The sequence below is a fragment of the Lewinella sp. JB7 genome (genome assembly GCF_024297185.1).
In the GTDB taxonomy this organism is placed as follows: Bacteria; Bacteroidota; Bacteroidia; order Chitinophagales; family Saprospiraceae; genus Neolewinella.
This window is the reverse complement of the sequence record NZ_JANCTD010000002.1, coordinates 604198-622940: the sequence shown is the minus strand read 5'-3', so window position 1 is coordinate 622940 and position 18743 is coordinate 604198. Positions and strand designations below refer to the sequence as shown.

Sequence of the window (18743 nt, the reverse complement as noted above, 5' to 3'; positions counted from 1 at the left end):
AGCGCACCGAACCGGCAGATGCTCGGGTACTGCGGGCTGCTGGCCACGCAAGGACTTTACTCCGAGGCCCGCAGGGCGTTCCTGGGAACAGACCCTTAATTAAGAGAAGCCCATGAGCCGGCGTGCTGTCCGTTACGTGTAGCGCCGGCTTGAGCCGGCGGGCTGTCAGCAAATCATGCAGTTGTTATTAGCAGGGTGACGGCTAAAGCCGTCGTTACACGGGCCGGCGAGCTGTACGTTACGTGTAGCGCCGGCTTGAGCCGGCAAGTTGTCAGTAAACGATGCAGTTGTTATGTCCAACGTAACGGCTAAAGCCGTCGCTACACGGGCCGGCGAGTTGTCAGTAAATGATGCAGTTGTTATGTCCAGCGTAACGGCTAAAGCCGTCGCTACATGGGCCGGCAAGTTGTCAGTGAATCATGCAGCTGTTATCAGCAGCGTAACGGCTAAAGCCGTCGCTACAGGACGCTGGCGAACTGCCGTAGGAACCGGACGTCGTTCTCAAACATCAGGCGGATATCCGTAATGTTGTAGAGCAGCATGGCCTGGCGTTCGATGCCCATGCCGAAGGCGTAGCCGCTGTACTTTTCGGGGTCGATACCGCAGTTCGTCAGCACCTGAGGGTCTACCATGCCGCAGCCCATGATCTCCAGCCAGCCGGTTCCCTTCGTGATGCGGTGGTCGTGCTCGGTCTCAAGTCCCCACCAAATGTCCATCTCGGCACTGGGTTCGGTGAAGGGGAAGTAGCTGGGACGCAGACGGATCTTAGTGTCCTCCCCGTACATTTCCCGCGCAAAGTGGAGTAGGGTAGCCTTCATATCGGCAAAACTCACCTTTTCCGCGATGTAAAGCCCCTCCAACTGGTGAAACTGGGCGTGGCTACGGGCACTGATGGTTTCGTTGCGGTACACCCGTCCCGGCGCGATGATGCGGATGGGCGGTTTTTGGTTTTCCATCGTGCGGGCCTGCACCGAACTGGTGTGCGTCCGCAACAACATGGCCGTGTTATCCGGACCGGCGGGCATCCCGGCGGCTACGTAAAAGGTGTCCTGCATGTCGCGGGCGGGGTGATCTTCCGGCGTATTCATGGCGGAGAAGTTATGCCAGTCATCCTCCACTTCCGGTCCTTCCGCTACGGCAAAACCGATACGCTCGAAGATCGAAACGATGCGGCGCATGGTCAGCGAAATGGGGTGGCGGCTTCCGAGGGGTTGTGGCTCACCGGGGGCGGTAAGGTCGATCGTTGTACCGTCATCATCAGCCGACTGCACGGCCGTGGCGGACTGTAGGTCATCCAATTTCTGCTGGGCCACTTCCTTTGCGCGATTAACGAGTTGACCGAAGTCGCGGCGGCGGTTCGCTTCGATATTGCGCATTTCCCCCATAAGGGGCTTGAGGACGTTCTTGCTGCCCACGTAGCGAATCCGAAAGCGCTCCACTTCCTCCGGATTGGTGGCGGTAGCGGCCTCGATTTCGGCGATGAGATGGTTGACGCGTTCGAATACATCCATGGCGTGGCGGTTTGGGGGGCGAAGATAGAAACGTAGTCGGAAGCAGGGGTATCTTACCCGCATGCGTACGGATTCTGAAGGCATTTGGCGAAGAAAAATCCTGTCGGTCACCCTGGCCGCTTGCTTCGTAGGCATGGTCTTTTCACCGGTGGTCCTCTCGCTAGGCATCATCTGTACGTCCGCCGCGCTGGTGCTGGGAGGCGACCGCGGGCTAAATGCACAGTGGAAACGCTATTTGCCATGCATGCTGCGCAGTTCGGTATTCTGGGGAATGACGGGGCTGTATCTGCTACTGGTGGTCGGCATACCGCAAACGGAAGACTGGCCGTACATGCTGGAACGGCTGCGGGTTAAGCTTCCCCTGCTGATCTTACCCCTAGCCTGGGCTCCGGTGGCTTTTTACCCCGACCCTCCGATCACCTTCGACCGCGCGGCAAGGCGAGTACTAGTCGGCTTCGTAAGCATCGTACTGCTGGGAGTCCTCATCAATTACGGCTTGCACTTCACGGAAATTAACGAGCTTATCGGGCGCGGAAAACCGATGCCGGTCCCACGGGACAATCACATCCGCTTCAGTTTGCTGGTCGCCCTCGGCGGGATACTCGGTCTCGAGGGATTTTTCCGCTACCGCGACCGACTATTGCTCGGACTATCCATATTCCTGCTGGCGGGATTACACCTACTGGCGGTACGGACCGGCCTGGCGACCGCCTACGCCGGCTGCGGCGTGGTACTGGCGTGGACTTCGGTGCTGCGGGGAAATTACCGCTACCTGGTCTACGGTCTTGGCGTCGCCGTCTGCATACCGCTCGTTGCTTATTTGACGGTACCCACCTTCCGCACGAAGTTCAACTACATGCGCTACGAACTCCTGCACCGGGATCCGAACAAGGACTCCTTCGAATACTCCGACGAAGGCCGGTGGACGAGCATAGAGCTAGGCCTGGAAGTCTGGCGGGAACATCCGGTGGTGGGGGTCGGTCCCGGCAACCTACGGGCGGAAATGGACCGGAAGTACGCGCAAGTGCTGCCGGAAACTCCGGGGAAGCGCCCGCATAACCAGTTCGTCAGTGCCCTGGCCGGAAGCGGGGCGTTCGGACTCCTCGTTACGGTAAGCTGTTTCGCCCTGCTCGGCTTTGGCGACGGCCGGTGGCGCGACCCGGCCTACTTCGCCGTCTTTACGGTCTTCCTGCTGAGTTGTCTGGTAGAGAACACGCTCGAGAGCTCGGTAGGCGTATCGCTGTTAACGCTCATGCTTTTGCTGCTCGCTTACCCGCCGTGGCGGAAGCCGGGATAAAGCGTCATTCCTCCGTCCACGTAAACGGTGGCCCCCGTCATGTAATCACTGGCGTCGCTGGCAAGAAATATGCAGATGTTGGCTACGTCTTCGGGTTCCCCGATACGCCCGTACGGGATCAGCGTAAGCAGCTCATCCAGCGCTTTGTCGGTTTCCCAGGCATCCCTGTTGATGTCGGTACGGATGGCTCCCGGAGCGATGGAGTTCACCCGAATTTTATCGGCGGCCAACTCCTGGGCCAGGCTTTTCATAAAGAGTTTGACCCCGCCCTTCGCGGTGGCGTAATTCACGTGGCCGGCCCACGGGATCACGTCGTGTACGCTACTCATACAGATAATCTTACCGGCGGACCGGCCATGGGCGTGAACGCCCTGTTTCTTGAATATTCGGGCGGCTTCCCGGCACGCCAGAAACTGACCGGTCAGGTCGACGCTCATGACCTTATTCCACTGTTCCAGGGTCATTTCCGTAAAGGCGGCGTCGGCCTGTAATCCGGCGTTCGCTACGAGCACATCGAGGTGACCGAAGGCATCCAAACACGCTTTGAAAAGGCGACCTACCTCCTCCTCCCGGGAGACGTCAGCCTGCACGGCGATCGCTTTCCCCCCAAGGTCTTCGATTTCCCGGACCGCGTCGTTGGCCTCCTCTTCGCTGCTGTGGTAATTGATCACCACGTTCATTCCCTCCCGGGCCAGGCCCATCGCACAGGCGCGTCCCAGCCCCGTACTGGAGCCGGTCACTATGGCGGTCTGCCCCCGTAAATTGATCTCCATGCGTTCGTTTTCGATGCAACGCCAGCCGGAGGGCGCGGTTCGCAACCGGAGCGATCATCCCCCTTACCCGCCGCTCGCGAGGTAGCGGAAACTGCGGAAAAATTTATCGGAAGCATCACTCAGTCCGCGTCCGGTAAGGGCGAAAGTCTTCAATTCATAGTAGCGGTGGTCGATAACGAAGGCGAGCGTTCGGGCGCTGGCCTCCCCGTCCTTGTAGTCAATGCGCCAGATACGGCCGGGATAGCCCAGCACGTCCCGCTCGGCCGCGTAGACCACCTCGCCGCGCAGGGCCTCGGCGGCGGCTTCCTCGGTGGACCGCAATAGTTCCGCTACCAACTCCGTACTGTCCTGGTGAAGCGATCCCCGTGGGTAATCAACGTAACTAAGTACGTAGATGAGGTTCTCCGCGCGTTCGATTTCGGGTACCTTGAAGAAGTAGGTGTGAAACGCCTGACGGCCGACGGCCGTGTCCAGAGTGTCGATCTTCAGCTCGAAGGGCCCGGGTGTTTCAATGCGAAAACGCCCGTCGATGTCATCCACCGTTTCCCAACGACGGTCCGCCTCCCACGTCTTAACCGGCCCCGATAAAGCATCCAGCATGGGCGTTTGCGCGAACACCGAAGTGCCGACCAGGAAACAAATGATCTTCCACATACCATAAAGACACTCCGGACCAGCCCCGGGTTGTTTGCTTTACCGGAGTCGCCGGACCCGCGCGCCCGCCCCAACGACGAAATTGTCGGGATGATCGCCCTCCAGGCCGGACAGTGCCAGTAGTCCCGGGCGTTTTCCTACCTCCAGGCTACCTAGTTCGTCAGCGAATTGCAGAGCTTCCGCTCCGTTCAGCGTCGCCCAGCGAAGGAGGGTAGGGAAGGGGATGAAACTCTGATAGCGGGTAATGGTACGGATTTCGTCCAGGATGTCCAGTTGCCAGTTCGAGGTCAGGCTATCGGTACCGATGCAGACGCGGGCTCCGGTATTTAGGAAGCGCTCGTACCGCGGCAGTCGGTTCTCAATGTACAGATTCGCGTTGGGGCAGGTAGCCCAGTAGACGCCGTTCTCCGCCCAGGCTTCGGCGTCGTGAATGGCGGCCTCCGTGGTGAGGGTATTGTGCACGAACAGCGTTCGCTTGGCCGGGTCCATATGCCGCATCGCGTGGTAAATGGAGGGGGTGCCGGGGGGAGTGAAATCCCGGAGATTCGCCCCGAATCCGGCGAAGAAAGGCAGGAATGGCCCGTCGCCGGTTTTGAAAAGCTGATCCTCCGCCAGGGTTTCCTGGTTGTGAATGCTGACGGTTTCCGACGCCTGATTCAGGGCATTGATGCGCGCATAGAGGGGCGTGCTGACGGTGTAGGGCGCGTGGGGCACGGCACTTTTCGGCTCGGGTTGTCCGGCGTACACCGGGGCGTACTGCTCAAAACTGGCTGCTGCCCGCTCCGGTTGCAGAAAGTCGAACATCTCCACGAAGTTGTAGTAGCGGATGCGACTGGCCCGCTTGACGGCGGCGGTATCGAGTTTGTTGCAGATATCCCCGACGGCCTGAATGCCCCGCTCCCACATGAGGCGGTCCTGAGTCGCGATGGCGGCGTCGATCTCTTCCTGGGCAACCTCGCGCATCGTCACTACGTCCACCAGAAACGGGAGCAGCGTTTTTCCGGTGGCGCTCTTACCCTGCAGGTGACTGAGTTCCAGGTGGCAGTGGGCGTTGACGAATCCGGGAATCAGCACGCCCTCCACTCGCTCGGGGGTGGCGGTACCGCGATAGGAATCAGGGCCGCAGACACTGACCAGGGTGCCCGCTTCGTCGATTTCGACAACGCCGTGCGCGATGGGGTCGGAACTGATCGGGAACACATAGTCGGCAGTGTAGGCGGGCATAGCGGGGCGTTGAGGGCACGAAGGTAGCTTGTCTGCGGCAGTCCGGGGTGTCGCAAAACGGGATCGGACGGGCAGGCACCACAAGAATTATTCGCAGCGTGCACGCCGAAATTTAATATCTTTCGGCCATGCGCTACCTCGCTATTGCGTCTCTGTTTTTCATAGTTGCCTGCACCGATACCCCCCCCTCCACGGAAGCCCCATCAGGGTCCGAAACCGTAAGCGTTTCGCCCGACACCTTACTTCTGGACCGTCTCGAGCCTCCGGACGTGCTCTTCGGAGAACTTTTCCGTCGGGTGCAGATGGAGGAATTGTACGACGAAAGCAAAACGTTCGTGGATATGATTCCCCGGCGGACCGCGGCGGCAATTATGCGGGATTTTGCCCGGGAGCAGGTCAGGGATTCGTTTGACCTGAAGGCCTTCGTAGACCGTAACTTCGATCCGCCCGACAGCACTTCCAATGACTTCGTATCCAACGATGAGCGGGGGATCGTCGGCCACATCAACGCGCTCTGGCCGGTACTCAACCGGGAAAGTGGCCGCAACGAGGGAAGTGCGGGTAGCCTGATCGTCCTGCCGGAGAACTACTTCGTGCCGGGCGGCCGCTTTCGGGAAGTCTACTACTGGGACAGTTACTTCACCATGCTGGGCTTCGCGACGGCCGGTGAATACGCGCTCGTACGCGATATGGTAGAGAACTTCGCCTACCTGATCGATGAGGTAGGCTTCATTCCGAACGGCAACCGAACGTACTATCTGACCCGCTCGCAGCCTCCCTTCTTCTCCTATATGGTTGACGTACTGTCCGGAATCGAGGGCAAGGAAGTCTACAGCGAATTTCTGGATCAGCTCATCGCCGAACACCGCTTCTGGATGGACGGGGAAAGGGAGGTCGGTGCCGCCAATCCGGCCCTCAAACATGTCGTTTGGCTGGCCGACAGTACGGTGCTGAACCGCTACTACGATGCGGCGGATCGACCCCGCGCCGAAAGTTACCGGGAGGATCTCGCGATCATCCGGGAGAGCGGCCGCGATAGCCAAACCGTAGCTCGTGAACTGCGCAGCTGCGTCGAGTCCGGTTGGAATTACTCCGGGCGGTGGTTCGCCGACGGTCGCAGCATCTCGACGATCAACACCACGGAAATCGTTCCCCCCGACCTCAATGCCTTACTCTACCATCTGGAAGCGACCATTGCCGAGCACACTGAGTCGATCCCGGACAAGGAAGACTGGACACGCCGCGCCGCGCGCCGCAAGCAGGCCATCGATCGCTACCTGTGGAACGGCGCTACCCAGTGGTACGAAGACTACAACTGGACTACCGGGCGGCATACCGGGTACCTGACGTTGGCGGGCATCTATCCGCATTTCGTGGGCTTGGCCGGCGCGGACCGAACCGCGGCGGTCGCCCGCCGGCTACGGTCCGAATTCCTCGCGCCCGGCGGTTTACGGACGAGCCTGCGCAATACCGGCTTTCGTTACGACGCGCCCAACGGCTGGCCGCCCCTGCAGTGGATGGCGTACGACGCGATGAAGCGGTACGGAGAAACGCGGCTCGCGTCTTCCATCCGCGAGCGGTGGATGAAGAATAACGAACGGGTCTACGATCATCTCCACAAAATGGTCCAGATGTACAACGTGGAGGACATCACTCGGGAGGCCGTCGGGGGCGATTATCCCCGCCAGGATGGCTTCGGGTGGACCAATGGCGTATACCTCCGAATGGCTACCGACCAGTTGCAGTAGCCGCGGGCAGGGAACTCACGATTCCGTCCCAGAGCCCCAGGCGGTGTTGCAGCGCCTCGGCGGCGACTTGTCCGACGTCGTTCCACTTCCGCTCGTCGTCCCCACAGAGTTCGAGGATCATCGCTTCGGCCAGGGGACCATGTTCGTCGCCATCGACCTCAATGTGCCTTTCCAGGTAGTAGAGGAGGCGGGCGAAGTTTCGTTTGTCTTCCCCCGACTGATTGATGATCTCGATGAACATGTCGGGTATCAAATTTTCCCGACCGAAGGTAAACGCGGCCGCGATCTTATGGAGCTGTCCCTCCCGAATGAGGTCGAAGGTGTGCTCCAGAAAGGGGGCGACGCCGGCGGGCAAATCCGTAGTGCGCAACGCGTGCTCTACGTCCGTCAAGGTCTCGACCTTCCGCAGGAGGTCGTGGATGGGCCGGGTGTCGGCGCCGACCTCCTGCATCGATTCCAGGTAGAGTTCGAAGTGGCTGGCGGGCACCCCGTTCCGGTCCACGTCGGTTTCTTCCCCCAGTACGATTTCGTTGATGAAGCGGGCCGTTCGGGCGTTCGGACTAGGTTTCCAGGGGAGGGTGGTGCACGTCAGGCCGTTCTGCAGCGCTTTGAGGAGCGACATGAAGTCCCAGACGGCAAAGATGTGGTGTTCCATGAAGACGCGGATGTCCGCGATGGAGTCAAGCTGTCCGTAAATGCGGTGCTCCCGGAGCGCGCGGTGGAGGGGAGCGATTTGGTCTAATACGGTTTCTATTCGTGTCATGGTGGGGCTATTGCTCGAAAGTAACGGCCGTCGGAGCGGCAGGTTGTGCTCGATTCAGCATTACGTTGCTCCCGCGTGCCCGCCCCCTACCGCAACTTGCGCCACACGGCCAGCAAAACGGCGGCACCTACCAGGGCTACGACCAGGGCAATTACGGCGCCGCTGAGGTTGTCGTAGAGATAAAAACCGGTAGCGAAGAGCACGGAATAAACGGTGATCGCGCCGATCAGCATGGCCAGTATGCGCAGAGGTAGCTGCCCGTCGGCCCGCGCGTCGATGGGTTCGGGCATGGCACGGACTACGGGATCCCACCCCGGCCCGCCGGGTCGGGTGGTGGCGTAGAAATTCTGTAGGGTAGCCATATCGGTCGGTCGGGTGATGAGGGTCACGGTGACCCAGCCCACCGTCGTCAGGGCGATGCCGGTGATGAGCTTCTGGTAGTCGAGCAGTTCCGGCAGTCCGACCGCGTTCCAGCCGAACTCAAGGAAGAGGGCCACGGCGAAGGATATGAACATGCCGGCGATCTCGGTATAGGCATTGATGCGCCACCAGAACCAGCGCAGAATGAAAATCAGGCCGGTACCGGCTCCGATCTGCAGGAGAATGTTGAAGGCCTGCAGCGCATTCGTCAGGGCCAGTGCAAACACGGCGGCCAGGACCATCAGCGCCAGCGTACTGATGCGGCCGATAAGCACCAGGCGGTCCTCGGATGCCTCAGGATTGATAAACCGGTGGTACCAATCGTGCACTACGTAGCTCGATCCCCAGTTGAGGTGAGTGCTCAAGGTCGACATCAACGCGGCGATGAGGGAGGCGATGACGAGGCCCAGGAGGCCTACCGGCAAATGGCTGAGCATGGCGGGGTAGGCCAGGTCGTCATTGATCACGTTGGGGGCCACGTTGGGGAAAGCCGCCGCGATACTGTCCAGATCGGGGAAGATTACGATGGAGCAGAGCGCGATGAGGATCCACGGCCACGGGCGTAGGGCGTAGTGGAATACGTTGAACAGCAGGGTAGCACCGACGGCGTGGTTTTCACTCTTGGCCGCCAGCATCCGCTGGGCTACGTAGCCGCCGCCGCCGGGTTCCGCTCCCGGGTACCAGACGCTCCACCACTGCACGGCGATGGGAACCACGAACAGGGGCACGTATACGGAAGGATTATCGAAATTGGGAATGAGGTCCAGTTGGCTGCTGACCTCGGGGTGGGCGAGCAGGGCCTCGAGTCCGCCGACCTCGGGTAGGTTCACGATGATGTACGCCGCCCAGATAGCCCCCACCATGGCGAAGATGAACTGTACGAAGTCGGTGAGGATCACGCCCTTAAGGCCTCCGAGCGCGGAATAGATCACGGTCACGACGGAAACCAGCGCCACCGTCGTGATGGGGTCGATGTCGAGCAACACGCCCGCGATCTTGATGCCCGCCAGACAGACGGTAGCCATGATCATCACGTTAAAGAACACGCCGAGGTAAATGGCCCGGAACTGCCGCAGGAAGCGCGCCGGGGCCCCGGCGTAGCGCAGCTCGTAGAACTCCAGGTCGGTCATCACGCCGGAACGGCTCCAGAGGCGGGCGTACACGAATACGGTGAGCATGCCGGTGAGCAGAAAGGCCCACCAGGCCCAGTTGCCGGCCACCCCCTGCTTACGCACGATATCGGTGACCAGGTTGGGCGTATCGGCCGAAAAGGTGGTGGCCACCATGCTTACCCCCAGCAGCCACCAGGGCATGTTGCGACCGGAAAGGAAAAATTCCTGGGTCGACTTACCGGAATCCCGACTGGCCCATAGGCCGATGGCAAGGGTAACGGCAAAGAAGGCAAAGACGATGACCCAGTCGAAAGTGGTAAGCTGCATGCGGTATGTTGGGAGTGTGGCGTTAAGGTAGTATTGTTTGCGAGCAATACACAACAATTCCTCCGGTACCGTGGTACCTTACCGTAGTGAAGTGGCTCATCCCCATACTCCTGATGTGCTTGCCGGCGGGGCCCGGAGGGGTGGTAGCCCAGTCCGAGGTGCTGCGTACCGTCAGTTCGTTCGACGACCGGAGTTGCCGACTGGTTCCCGAAGCCGCCTATCCGACCTACGATCACTACGAGCGCATCGTGTACGAAATGGCGCGCCGCTATCCCACCCGCTGCCGGGTGGAAGTGTGGGGCACCCTGCCGTCGGGCCGCAAGATTCTGGCCCTCAAACTTACCGAAGACGTGACGAGCATACGGGCGCGGCCGCAGGTGCTGTGTACGGCCGCCATGCACGGCGATGAGCTTGCCGGGTACTGGGTACTGCTCCGACTGGCGGAAGACCTCCTCACCAACGATCGCGGCGGCCTGCTACGGGAAGCCGTCCTCTACATCAACCCCCTGGCCAATCCGGACGGAGCCTACGCCGCCGGGGATCACAGTCTGGGCGGCAGTCGGCGCGGGAACGCCCGCGGCGTGGACCTGAACCGCAACTACCCCGACCCCGACGACGGCCAGTTTCCCGACGGCAACGATCACCAGCCCGAAACGCGCATCTTCATGCGGGCCGCGGCCCGGCACGGCTTTGACCTGGCGATCAATTTTCACGGGGGTGCCGAACTCTTCAACTATCCCTGGGATACGTACCGCAACCGCCACCCCGATACCGACTGGTGGAGGAACGTAAGCCGGGAATTCGCCCTGCTGGCCCAGCGCGACAGCCGCAACAGCGACTACTTTAAGGATCGTGCCAACGGGGTCACGAACGGTCACGATTGGTACCCCATCGCCGGTTCGCGGCAGGATTACATGAACTTCTACCACCACACCCGGGAGGCCACCGTCGAAATCACCAACGTGAAGCGGTATCCGGCCAAGGACCTGCCCGATCTCTGGCTTTCGATCCGCGGCGCCCTGCTCAACTACCTCAATGAGGCCCGGTACGGGGTGCACGGGCTCGTCACCGACCGGCTCACCGGCAAGCCCCTGCGGGCGCACGTAACGATTCCCGGTCACGACCAAATGCGCTCATCGGTGTACAGCGAGGCCCTGACCGGAGACTTCTACCGCTTCCTGGCTCCGGGCACTTACCGTATGCTTATCTCCGCGGCGGGGTACCGCACCCGCCAGGTCATCGTGACCCTCGGGGAAAAGGAACGCTACGAACTGGCCGTAGCCCTGGAACGTCTCACCCCGTTTCGGACAGCCCGGAAGAAGTAAGGGGCGGACACGGTTCTCTACGGGTCGTATCCTCCGCGGCGACTTGCTACCTTTGGTCCCCCCTAACCAATTCAACGCCATGTCAGACGCCATTTTCCACATTTCCGTTCCCGATAACGAACCCGTGCTCGGATACGCTCCCGGGAGCCCGGAGCGCGACCAACTCAAGCAAGCCCTGAAGGAGGCAAAGTCCGCAGCCCGCGAACTGCCCGCTTACATCAACGGAGATCCGATCCTGGAAGGTGAAAAAGTCACCGTACACCCACCCCACGAACGCGCCTTCACCCTCGGTCACTTTTACCGGGGAACGACGGACCACGTCCACCGCGCCATCGATGCCGCCCTGGCCGCCAAGCCCGCCTGGGAGGCCCTGCCCTGGCAGCAGCGTGCCGCCGTGTTCCTCCGCGCCGCCGATCTGCTGGCCGGACCCTTCCGCGCCCGGATGAACGCGGCTACCATGCTCGGCCAGAGTAAGAACGCTTACCAGTCCGAGATCGACGCCGTGGCCGAGCTTTGCGATTTCTTCCGCTTCAATGCCTACTTCCTGCAGGAGATCTACCGCGAGCAGCCCCTTCACTCACCGGCGGGTACCTGGAATCGCCTGGAATACCGCGCCCTGGAAGGTTTCGTGCTGGCCATCACGCCCTTCAACTTCACGAGCATCGCGGCTAACCTCCCCGCCGCCCCCGCCCTGTGCGGGAATACCGTGGTGTGGAAGCCGGCCGAAACGCAGATCTATTCCGCCGTGGTGATCATGGAACTGTTTGCCGCGGCCGGCCTACCGAAGGGCGTCATCAACCTGATCTACACGGACGGGCCCGCGGTGGGGGACATCGTCTTCAAACACCCCGATTTCGCCGGTCTTCACTTCACCGGCAGCACGAAGGTCTTCCAGCAACTCTGGCGGGAGATCGGTAATAACATCTCGACCTATAAGACCTATCCCCGTATCGTGGGGGAAACCGGTGGTAAGGACTTCATCGCTGTACACCCGTCCAGCGATCCCGAACAGGTGGCCGTTGCCATCGTAAGGGGAGCGTTCGAGTTCCAGGGACAAAAATGCTCGGCGGCCTCCCGGGCATACCTGCCGGCCTCCCTCTGGCCCCGCATCAAGGAACTGGTCGTCGAAAAGACGGGCAGCCTGAAGATGGGATCGGTCGAGGACTTCGGCAACTTCGTCAATGCCGTCATCGACGAGCGCGCCTTTGACCGGATCACCCGGTACCTACGCGACGCCCAGGACGATCCCAACGTCGAGGTGATCGCGGGTGGTGGCTTCGATAAATCAGACGGTTTCTTTATCGAACCCACGGTACTGCTCACCAAAGATCCCCGCTACGTGACGATGGAGGAAGAACTGTTCGGGCCGGTCATCACCGTATACGTATACGAGGACGCCGACTGGGAGAAAACCCTCGAACTGGTGGATACCACCTCCCCGTATGCCCTCACGGGGGCCATATTCGCCACCGATCGCGGAGTCATCGAGGCAGCGTCGAAGGCCCTGCGCAACGCCGCCGGTAACTTCTACATCAATGACAAGCCGACCGGTGCCGTCGTGGGACAGCAACCCTTCGGGGGCGCGCGGGCATCGGGAACTAACGATAAAGCGGGCAGTGCGCTTAACCTGCACCGCTGGATCAGTCCCCGCCTGATCAAGGAGAACTTCGTTCCCCCGGTCGACCACCGCTACCCGTTTATGGGATAATCGGTCGGGAGGTGATCAGACGACCCCGTCGATCACCTCCTGCACCGCTTCGGGGTTGAGGAGGGTAGAGGTGTCGCCGAGTTGGTCGACCTCACCGGCCGCCACTTTGCGGAGGATGCGGCGCATGATCTTCCCGGACCGGGTCTTGGGCAGCTCCGTGACGAACTGAATCTTGTCGGGCTTCGCGATGGGGCCGATCTCCTGGCGTACCATGGCTACGATCTCTTCCCGGAGTCGGTCGTCGTGGGCGACGTCCTCGGCGGCGATCACGTAGGCGTAGATGCCCTGGCCCTTGATCTCGTGGGGGTAACCCACCACGGCGGATTCAATGACCGCCTCGTGCTCGTTAATGGCGTTCTCCACCTCCGCGGTGCCCATACGGTGCCCGCTCACGTTGATGACGTCGTCGACCCGGCCGACGATGCGGTACATACCGTTCTCGTCGCGCCGGGCACCGTCGCCGGTAAAGTACATCCCCGGTACCGTGGTGAAGTAGGTCGTACGGCAGCGCTCGTGGTCGCCCCAGGTGGTGCGCAGCAGACTCGGCCAGGGGAATTTGACGCAGAGGAGTCCGCTTTCCGGATTCGCGGTGAGCTCTTCCCCGGTGTTTTTGTCCACCAATGCCATCTGTATGCCCGGCAGGGGGTAGCCGGCGAAGGTTGGTTTTTGCGGACTCAGGCCACCGAGGCCGGAGATCATGATGCCCCCGGTTTCCGTCTGCCACCACGTGTCAACGACCGGTACCCGGCCCTTGCCTACGTGGTCGTGGTACCATTCCCAGGCCTCCTCGTTGATGGGCTCGCCGACCGACCCGATCACTTTCAGGTCGCTTAGGTCGTGTCCCTCCACAAAGGAGGTGCCCCGGGCCATGAGGGCACGGATGGCCGTGGGCGCGGTGTAAAACTGGTTGACGCGGTGTTTGGCGCAGACCTGCCAGAAGCGGCTGGCGTCGGGGTAGGTCGGTACGCCTTCGAACATCAGGGTGGTGGCTCCGCACAGGAGCGGGCCGTAGAGGATGTAGCTGTGCCCGGTGATCCAGCCAATGTCTGCCGTGCACCAGTATACGTCCCCCGGCTCGTACTGAAAGACGTTGAGGAAGCTGTAGGCCGTGTAGATCATGTATCCGCCGCAAGTGTGCACTACGCCCTTGGGCTTGCCGGTACTACCGGAGGTGTAGAGGATGAAGAGGACATCTTCGGCGTTCATCACTTCGGGCGTACACTCCATCGGTTGCTCGTCGACGCGGTGGTGATACCAGACGTCGAGCCGGTCGTTCCACTCCACGGATTCTCCGGTGTTTTTGTGGACGAGTACGGTTTCCACGGAGGGGCACCCCAGGGATATCGCTTCGTCGACCACCGCCTTGACGGGGATGTTTTTATTGCCCCGGCGGTTGTAGTCGGAGCACACGATCATTTTGCAGTCGGCATCATTGACCCGGTCGGCCAGCGCCTGCGCACTGAACCCGGCAAAGACCACGGAGTGAATGGCTCCGATGCGGGCGCAGGCCAGAACGGAAATGGCCAGTTCAGGAACCATGGGCATGTAAAAGCACACCCGATCGCCCTTACCGACGCCCAGCGACCGGAGGGCGTTGCCCACCTTACAGACCTCGGCGTGTAGCTGTCGGTAAGTCAGATTGATGCCGTCGTCGCCCGGTTCGTTCGGTTCGAAGAGGATAGCGGTTTGGTCTGCCCGCTCGGTCAGGTGACGGTCGAGGCAGTTCTCCGTGATGTTGAGGGTGCCTCCACCGAACCACTCCACCTTGGGGTCGGTAAAGTTCCAGTCCAGCACCCGGTCCCACTTGCGGTGCCAGCGAAAGGTTTCCGCCTGCCGGGCCCAAAATTCTTCGGGGTCTTGGGTACTATGCCGGTATACTTCCTGGTATTCGGAGAAGGTGTTGATTTTCTGGGGCAATTCGACGTGGTGCATGCAGGATCGTTGAGCGTGCCAATATATGATTTGGTCAACTACCGAGTATGTTTTTACCGTAATCACCCGGCCGGCCCTACGCCCGCAAATATTTTGCTGATATAACAGAACACAGACGTAGGTAGGGAGTATATTGAATATACCTAACTACCTGATCACGCTATGCAACAACATTTACCCCTTCTTCCGCGCCTCCTATGGTGTCTACTAGCCCTTAGCTGCTGCTTCCCCACTGTGATTTCCGGCCAGACTTCCGCCGGCGGTGATTACCCGACCTGGAAAGTGATCAACAAGTCGGATTACCCCCGTGCCGAAGGAGCGATGGTCAGCTACAAGGGTGAATTCTATTACTTCAACGGATTTACTACGGACGTAAAGTTTCTCAACGTCAACGAAAAGTATAATCCGGCCACGAATACGTGGACGAAACTGAGTTCGATCCCTAATCGCCCCGACGGCTCCTTCGGTGGCTACACCCACACGCCGATCACCGTGGTCGGTGATCAGATCTGGCTGGCCGGGGGGCGTTCGGGCAACTATGGCTACCACACCACGAAAGACATTTTTGTCTACGATATCCCTACGGACAGCTGGAGCATGGGCCCCCGACTGCCCCAGCCGGGTGGCGGCGGTGGCATGGCTCGCCTGGGTCGCAAGGTTCACTACTTCGGTGGGTTCGACTACCGCTCCGGTTGTGACGTTGACTTTCACTTCGTTTACGACCTCGATCATCCAGAACTCGGATGGCAGGACTTTACGGATACCTCCCCCATGCCGCTTGCCCGGAATCACTTCGGTACCGTAACCCTGGGCGGCAAACTCTACGCCGTTGCCGGACAGCACGGTCACGAAGGTTGCCAGAAGGGGAAAAATATGACCTACGTGCACCGCTACGATCCGTTCACCGATACCTGGGAGCGGCTGGCTGACTTTCCCCACGTACAGTCGCACATCGAGCCGAGCACGTTTGCCTACAACGGTAAGATCTATTCCCTCGGCGGTCAGGGACAGGAAAGTGCCAAGGTCGTGGAGTACGACCCCGAAACGAATACCTGGCGATCGCTGGACGACATGACGCTTCCCCTACGGCTCATCGCCCCCGGCGCGCGGGTCTACAACGGCAACCTCGTGGTTATGGCCGGTGGTGAAGTATCCGTCAACCGCGCACGTCCGGAAACCCGGGTCAAGACCTTCCGTTCTAACCAGACGAAAAAACTGGGCTTCCACCCCGCCGTACTGAATACGACCGGCAAGGAGCGCCGGACTACGGAAGTAATCCTCTCGAACTACAGCGCGGAGGACGAAGTGACCTATACCATACAAACCTCCGACCTCCCCGCGTGGCTCAAGATCGACCGTTCCTCGGGTTTGGCCCGCGAATCCTTCGCCGAGGTGGAGGTAACGGTCGACCCTCTCGGACTTCCCAATGGTACCTACAGCTATACGCTGCGTGCGACGGCCCCGGGATACCAGGCCGCTACGTTGAACATCTCCTTCACCGTAGGGCAGGATGGTTCTACGCCTCAGCCCTTCCTCGCGTTTCGGGAAGCCGAGTGCGCCCAGGTCGGTACGAACTGGGTCGTGGGCAAGCACTCAACCGCCTCAAACGGCGCCTACATTAACATCAAGCCAGGTCTGAACAGCACCAGCTCCGTTCCCGGCGACCCGGCGGCCAATCACGTTTCCTTCACCTTCGACATTCCCCGGGCCGATACTTACCAGTTCTTCGCCCGCGCCGACGCCCCCACCACCTCCGATGACTCTTTCTGGTTCCGGCTGAACGGCGGGGAGTGGATTCGCTGGTACCAGGGCCTGACCACCTACAATACGGGCTTCCAGTGGAGCCTTGCCCCCCAGAGTCCGTTTTCCCTGCCCGCGGGCAGGGTGGTCGTGGAGATCGCCTACCGGGAAGATGGACTGAAACTGGACAAGATCTTACTATCCTCCCACGGGAAGATGCCGACTGACCTGGGGGGCAGCGACCCCACCTGCGGAGGATCCGCCCCGCCACCCCCGCCGCCCCCACCACCGTCGGGAAGTACTACCTACTGGGCGGAGGCCGAGTGTGCCCCCGCCGGCGGAAATTGGAGTCGTCAACAAAGTTCGGCGGCATCGAACAATGGCTACGTCTATTTCCGGGGCGCGCATGAATTCAATGCACCGAACCGGGGCCCGGGTTCCGCAGACGTTTCCTTCACCACGACCGCCATGGAGGCCGGAAAGTACTACCTCAATCTCCGCCTGAATGCACCGGATAACAGCACCAATTCACTTTGGGTCAGCGTGGACGGGGGCAGCTGGATCAAGTTCTGGAAGAACACTGACGGAAGCAATATGCTGACGAACGGCTTCGAGTGGAAACAGGTGAACGACGATACCCGCCCGATCTCCTTTAATCTGGCCGCGGGTACCCACACCATTACGGTCGCGAATCGGGAAGCGGGCACGATGCTCGATAAGGTACACCTGAGTACCAGCTCCGCCCTGCCCACCGGAACGGGAAGTGCCGCCACCAACTGCACGGGTCAATTGGCCACCGCCAGCAGCCGTCGCGCCCAAACCGGCGTTCCCGTGGCCGAGGAGAATACCCTGAACTGGCTGGAAGTCTTCCCCAATCCGGTCGCCAACGAATTACGGTTCGATCTGGAGGGTACGAGTGAAGGTAGGGTAGAGCTTCGGCTGACGGATGCGGGCGGGAGGACCGTCCTACAACGGGCGTACGATAAGGCTACTCCGGTTCTCACGGATCGGATCGATGTCTCTGGTCTACCCGCTGGGGTGTACCATCTTCAGCTCGTCACCGGTACGGAACGCATCAGCCGGACGGTACTCAAAGGCCGGTAGAAAGGAAGGCCATAGTATCCACGCCATCCGCGTAGTCGCTTAGCTCCGGCTGCTGTGCCCGCCCGAAGTCGAAGGTGGGCAGCTCCAGCAGGCCGGGCCGGGCGACTACCAGTTGGATCTCGCCGTTCCGGTCGCTCAGCTCCTGCGTCACCGCCGCCACGTCGTCGTAGTAGGCAAAGTACAATCCGGCAATGTGGGAAGCTAGCTGGTCGGATTCCCGTATGATGATAGCTCCGTTGTGGTAGAAAGGTTCCTTGTTGAGGGTAAGCAGCGCGAAGTTGTAGTCGAAGTTATTCTTCCACTTCACGTGGTTCTGGTAGCCCTTCCACTCGTGGAACCGCTCCAGTAGCGGGGTAAAGTCGTACCCGCGGGGCACGTAAATCTTGGAAACGTTGCGGCACCCAAGGCCGAAATAAGCGAAGACGTCGTCGCCCAGGCGATCGAGTTCCTCGCTTGTTTCCTCGCCCGTAAGTACGGCAACGGCATTGCGGTTTCGCCGGATGACGTGGGGGTACTTCCCGAAGTAGGATTCAAAGTAGCGGGCGCTGTTGTTGCTGCCGGTGGCGATGATGGCGTCGAAATTCGCCAGGTGCTCTACGACGGCGAAGTAATCGGCCGCCCGATCGTCGTACTCGGACAGTAACCTGAGCAAGTAGGGGAGTACGTACGGATCCTTGCTGCTCAGTTTGATCTGGGCGCGGTGACCGGCCAGGTATACAGAGAAGACGTCGTGCAGGCCCACCAGGGGGATATTGCCGGCCAGAACGAGGCCGACCGTCTTGCGGGGCGGGAACGCGGGAGCAATGTCGGGGTAAGCCGCCAACCACGCACATAATTTTTCTTCGTCGAGGAAGGTCTCGGTGACGGCCTGTAGGGCACGTTGCTGGTTGGCGACGGTGAGCCAGTTGTTGTTAAATTCCGTCCGTTTCATGAGGGCGGTCAAAAATTCGTCCTCGGCGGAATTCAGGTGACGGGCCAGCTGAAGGAGGGTGCTGATGCGGTCTTCGGAGGTCATTGGCGAGGGGTGGTTTGAACGGCGAAACGGGTGACCCGTACGGGACATATTATCGGTGACGTAAATTACCTATGGGTACACATTTCCGGG

At 60.6% G+C, this 18743-nt stretch carries 13 protein-coding genes; 5 read left to right on the top strand and 8 right to left on the bottom strand.

The genetic code is table 11. The features are described from left to right. Positions 1-458: 458 nt before the first annotated feature. On the bottom strand, positions 459-1511 hold the full coding sequence (pheS, locus tag NMA52_RS06100) for a phenylalanine--tRNA ligase subunit alpha (RefSeq protein ID WP_254826765.1): 1053 nt from the start codon (positions 1509-1511) through the stop codon (positions 459-461). Positions 1512-1572: 61 nt separating this feature from the next. Between pheS and NMA52_RS06095 the strand changes: the two genes are divergently transcribed. Next, positions 1573-2808: an O-antigen ligase gene (locus NMA52_RS06095; RefSeq protein WP_254826764.1), complete on the top strand. Its 1236-nt coding sequence runs from the start codon at positions 1573-1575 to the stop codon at positions 2806-2808. Here NMA52_RS06095 and NMA52_RS06090 read toward each other — a convergent pair. From NMA52_RS06090 to NMA52_RS06080, 3 genes are all read right to left on the bottom strand, one after another. Further along, positions 2781-3581, bottom strand: a complete 801-nt coding sequence (locus NMA52_RS06090; protein WP_254826763.1) for an SDR family oxidoreductase — start codon at positions 3579-3581, stop codon at positions 2781-2783. The genes NMA52_RS06095 and NMA52_RS06090 overlap by 28 nt on opposite strands. 63 nt (positions 3582-3644) lie before the next feature. Beyond that, positions 3645-4235 (bottom strand): hypothetical protein, encoded by a 591-nt coding sequence (locus tag NMA52_RS06085; RefSeq protein ID WP_254826762.1) that lies wholly within the window; start codon positions 4233-4235, stop codon positions 3645-3647. A 39-nt stretch (positions 4236-4274) separates the two neighbouring features. Next, positions 4275-5459, bottom strand: a complete 1185-nt coding sequence (locus tag NMA52_RS06080; protein WP_254826761.1) for an amidohydrolase family protein — start codon at positions 5457-5459, stop codon at positions 4275-4277. 128 nt (positions 5460-5587) lie between these two features. On the opposite strand from NMA52_RS06080, the gene treF reads away from it, so the two are divergent. Continuing rightward, positions 5588-7207 carry an alpha,alpha-trehalase TreF gene (treF, locus tag NMA52_RS06075; RefSeq protein ID WP_254826760.1) on the top strand — a complete coding sequence of 540 codons (1620 nt, stop codon included), beginning with the start codon at positions 5588-5590 and terminating at the stop codon, positions 7205-7207. Here the strand turns inward: treF and NMA52_RS06070 are convergent. Further along, positions 7188-7970 (bottom strand): DUF3050 domain-containing protein, encoded by a 783-nt coding sequence (locus NMA52_RS06070; protein WP_254826759.1) that lies wholly within the window; start codon positions 7968-7970, stop codon positions 7188-7190. The two genes, treF and NMA52_RS06070, sit on opposite strands and share 20 nt — an antisense overlap. 86 nt (positions 7971-8056) lie before the next feature. Continuing rightward, complete coding sequence (locus NMA52_RS06065) at positions 8057-9829, bottom strand: sodium:solute symporter family protein (RefSeq protein ID WP_254826758.1); 1773 nt, start codon at positions 9827-9829, stop codon at positions 8057-8059. A gap of 86 nt (positions 9830-9915) precedes the next feature. Between NMA52_RS06065 and NMA52_RS06060 the strand changes: the two genes are divergently transcribed. Both NMA52_RS06060 and pruA read left to right on the top strand, forming a co-directional pair. Further along, positions 9916-11154 (top strand): M14 family zinc carboxypeptidase, encoded by a 1239-nt coding sequence (locus NMA52_RS06060; RefSeq protein WP_254826757.1) that lies wholly within the window; start codon positions 9916-9918, stop codon positions 11152-11154. A 79-nt stretch (positions 11155-11233) separates the two neighbouring features. After that, entirely contained in the window at positions 11234-12862 is a 1629-nt protein-coding gene (gene pruA, locus NMA52_RS06055; protein ID WP_254826756.1) for an L-glutamate gamma-semialdehyde dehydrogenase, read from the top strand. Between the two features lie 15 nt (positions 12863-12877). On the opposite strand, the gene acs is transcribed toward pruA, so the two are convergent. Further along, complete coding sequence (acs, locus tag NMA52_RS06050; protein ID WP_254826755.1) at positions 12878-14794, bottom strand: acetate--CoA ligase; 1917 nt, start codon at positions 14792-14794, stop codon at positions 12878-12880. Positions 14795-15028: 234 nt separating this feature from the next. Between acs and NMA52_RS06045 the strand changes: the two genes are divergently transcribed. Next, entirely contained in the window at positions 15029-17638 is a 2610-nt protein-coding gene (locus NMA52_RS06045; protein WP_254826754.1) for a kelch repeat-containing protein, read from the top strand. On the opposite strand, the gene NMA52_RS06040 is transcribed toward NMA52_RS06045, so the two are convergent. After that, positions 17625-18653 carry an acyl-CoA reductase gene (locus tag NMA52_RS06040; RefSeq protein ID WP_254826753.1) on the bottom strand — a complete coding sequence of 343 codons (1029 nt, stop codon included), beginning with the start codon at positions 18651-18653 and terminating at the stop codon, positions 17625-17627. The genes NMA52_RS06045 and NMA52_RS06040 overlap by 14 nt on opposite strands. Between the last annotated feature and the right edge of the window lie 90 nt (positions 18654-18743).

What these genes read in the sequence shown, in the direction of transcription:
- treF (WP_254826760.1), top strand. Translation starts at nt 5,588, where the DNA reads ATGCGCTACCTCGCTATTGCGTCTCTGTTTTTCATAGTTGCCTGCACC.
- NMA52_RS06095 (WP_254826764.1), top strand. Translation starts at nt 1,573, where the DNA reads ATGCGTACGGATTCTGAAGGCATTTGGCGAAGAAAAATCCTGTCGGTC.
- pheS (WP_254826765.1), bottom strand. Translation starts at nt 1,511, where the DNA reads ATGGATGTATTCGAACGCGTCAACCATCTCATCGCCGAAATCGAGGCC.
- pruA (WP_254826756.1), top strand. Translation starts at nt 11,234, where the DNA reads ATGTCAGACGCCATTTTCCACATTTCCGTTCCCGATAACGAACCCGTG.
- acs (WP_254826755.1), bottom strand. Translation starts at nt 14,794, where the DNA reads ATGCACCACGTCGAATTGCCCCAGAAAATCAACACCTTCTCCGAATAC.
- NMA52_RS06065 (WP_254826758.1), bottom strand. Translation starts at nt 9,829, where the DNA reads ATGCAGCTTACCACTTTCGACTGGGTCATCGTCTTTGCCTTCTTTGCC.
- NMA52_RS06080 (WP_254826761.1), bottom strand. Translation starts at nt 5,459, where the DNA reads ATGCCCGCCTACACTGCCGACTATGTGTTCCCGATCAGTTCCGACCCC.
- NMA52_RS06040 (WP_254826753.1), bottom strand. Translation starts at nt 18,653, where the DNA reads ATGACCTCCGAAGACCGCATCAGCACCCTCCTTCAGCTGGCCCGTCAC.
- NMA52_RS06085 (WP_254826762.1), bottom strand. Translation starts at nt 4,235, where the DNA reads ATGTGGAAGATCATTTGTTTCCTGGTCGGCACTTCGGTGTTCGCGCAA.
- NMA52_RS06070 (WP_254826759.1), bottom strand. Translation starts at nt 7,970, where the DNA reads ATGACACGAATAGAAACCGTATTAGACCAAATCGCTCCCCTCCACCGC.
- NMA52_RS06090 (WP_254826763.1), bottom strand. Translation starts at nt 3,581, where the DNA reads ATGGAGATCAATTTACGGGGGCAGACCGCCATAGTGACCGGCTCCAGT.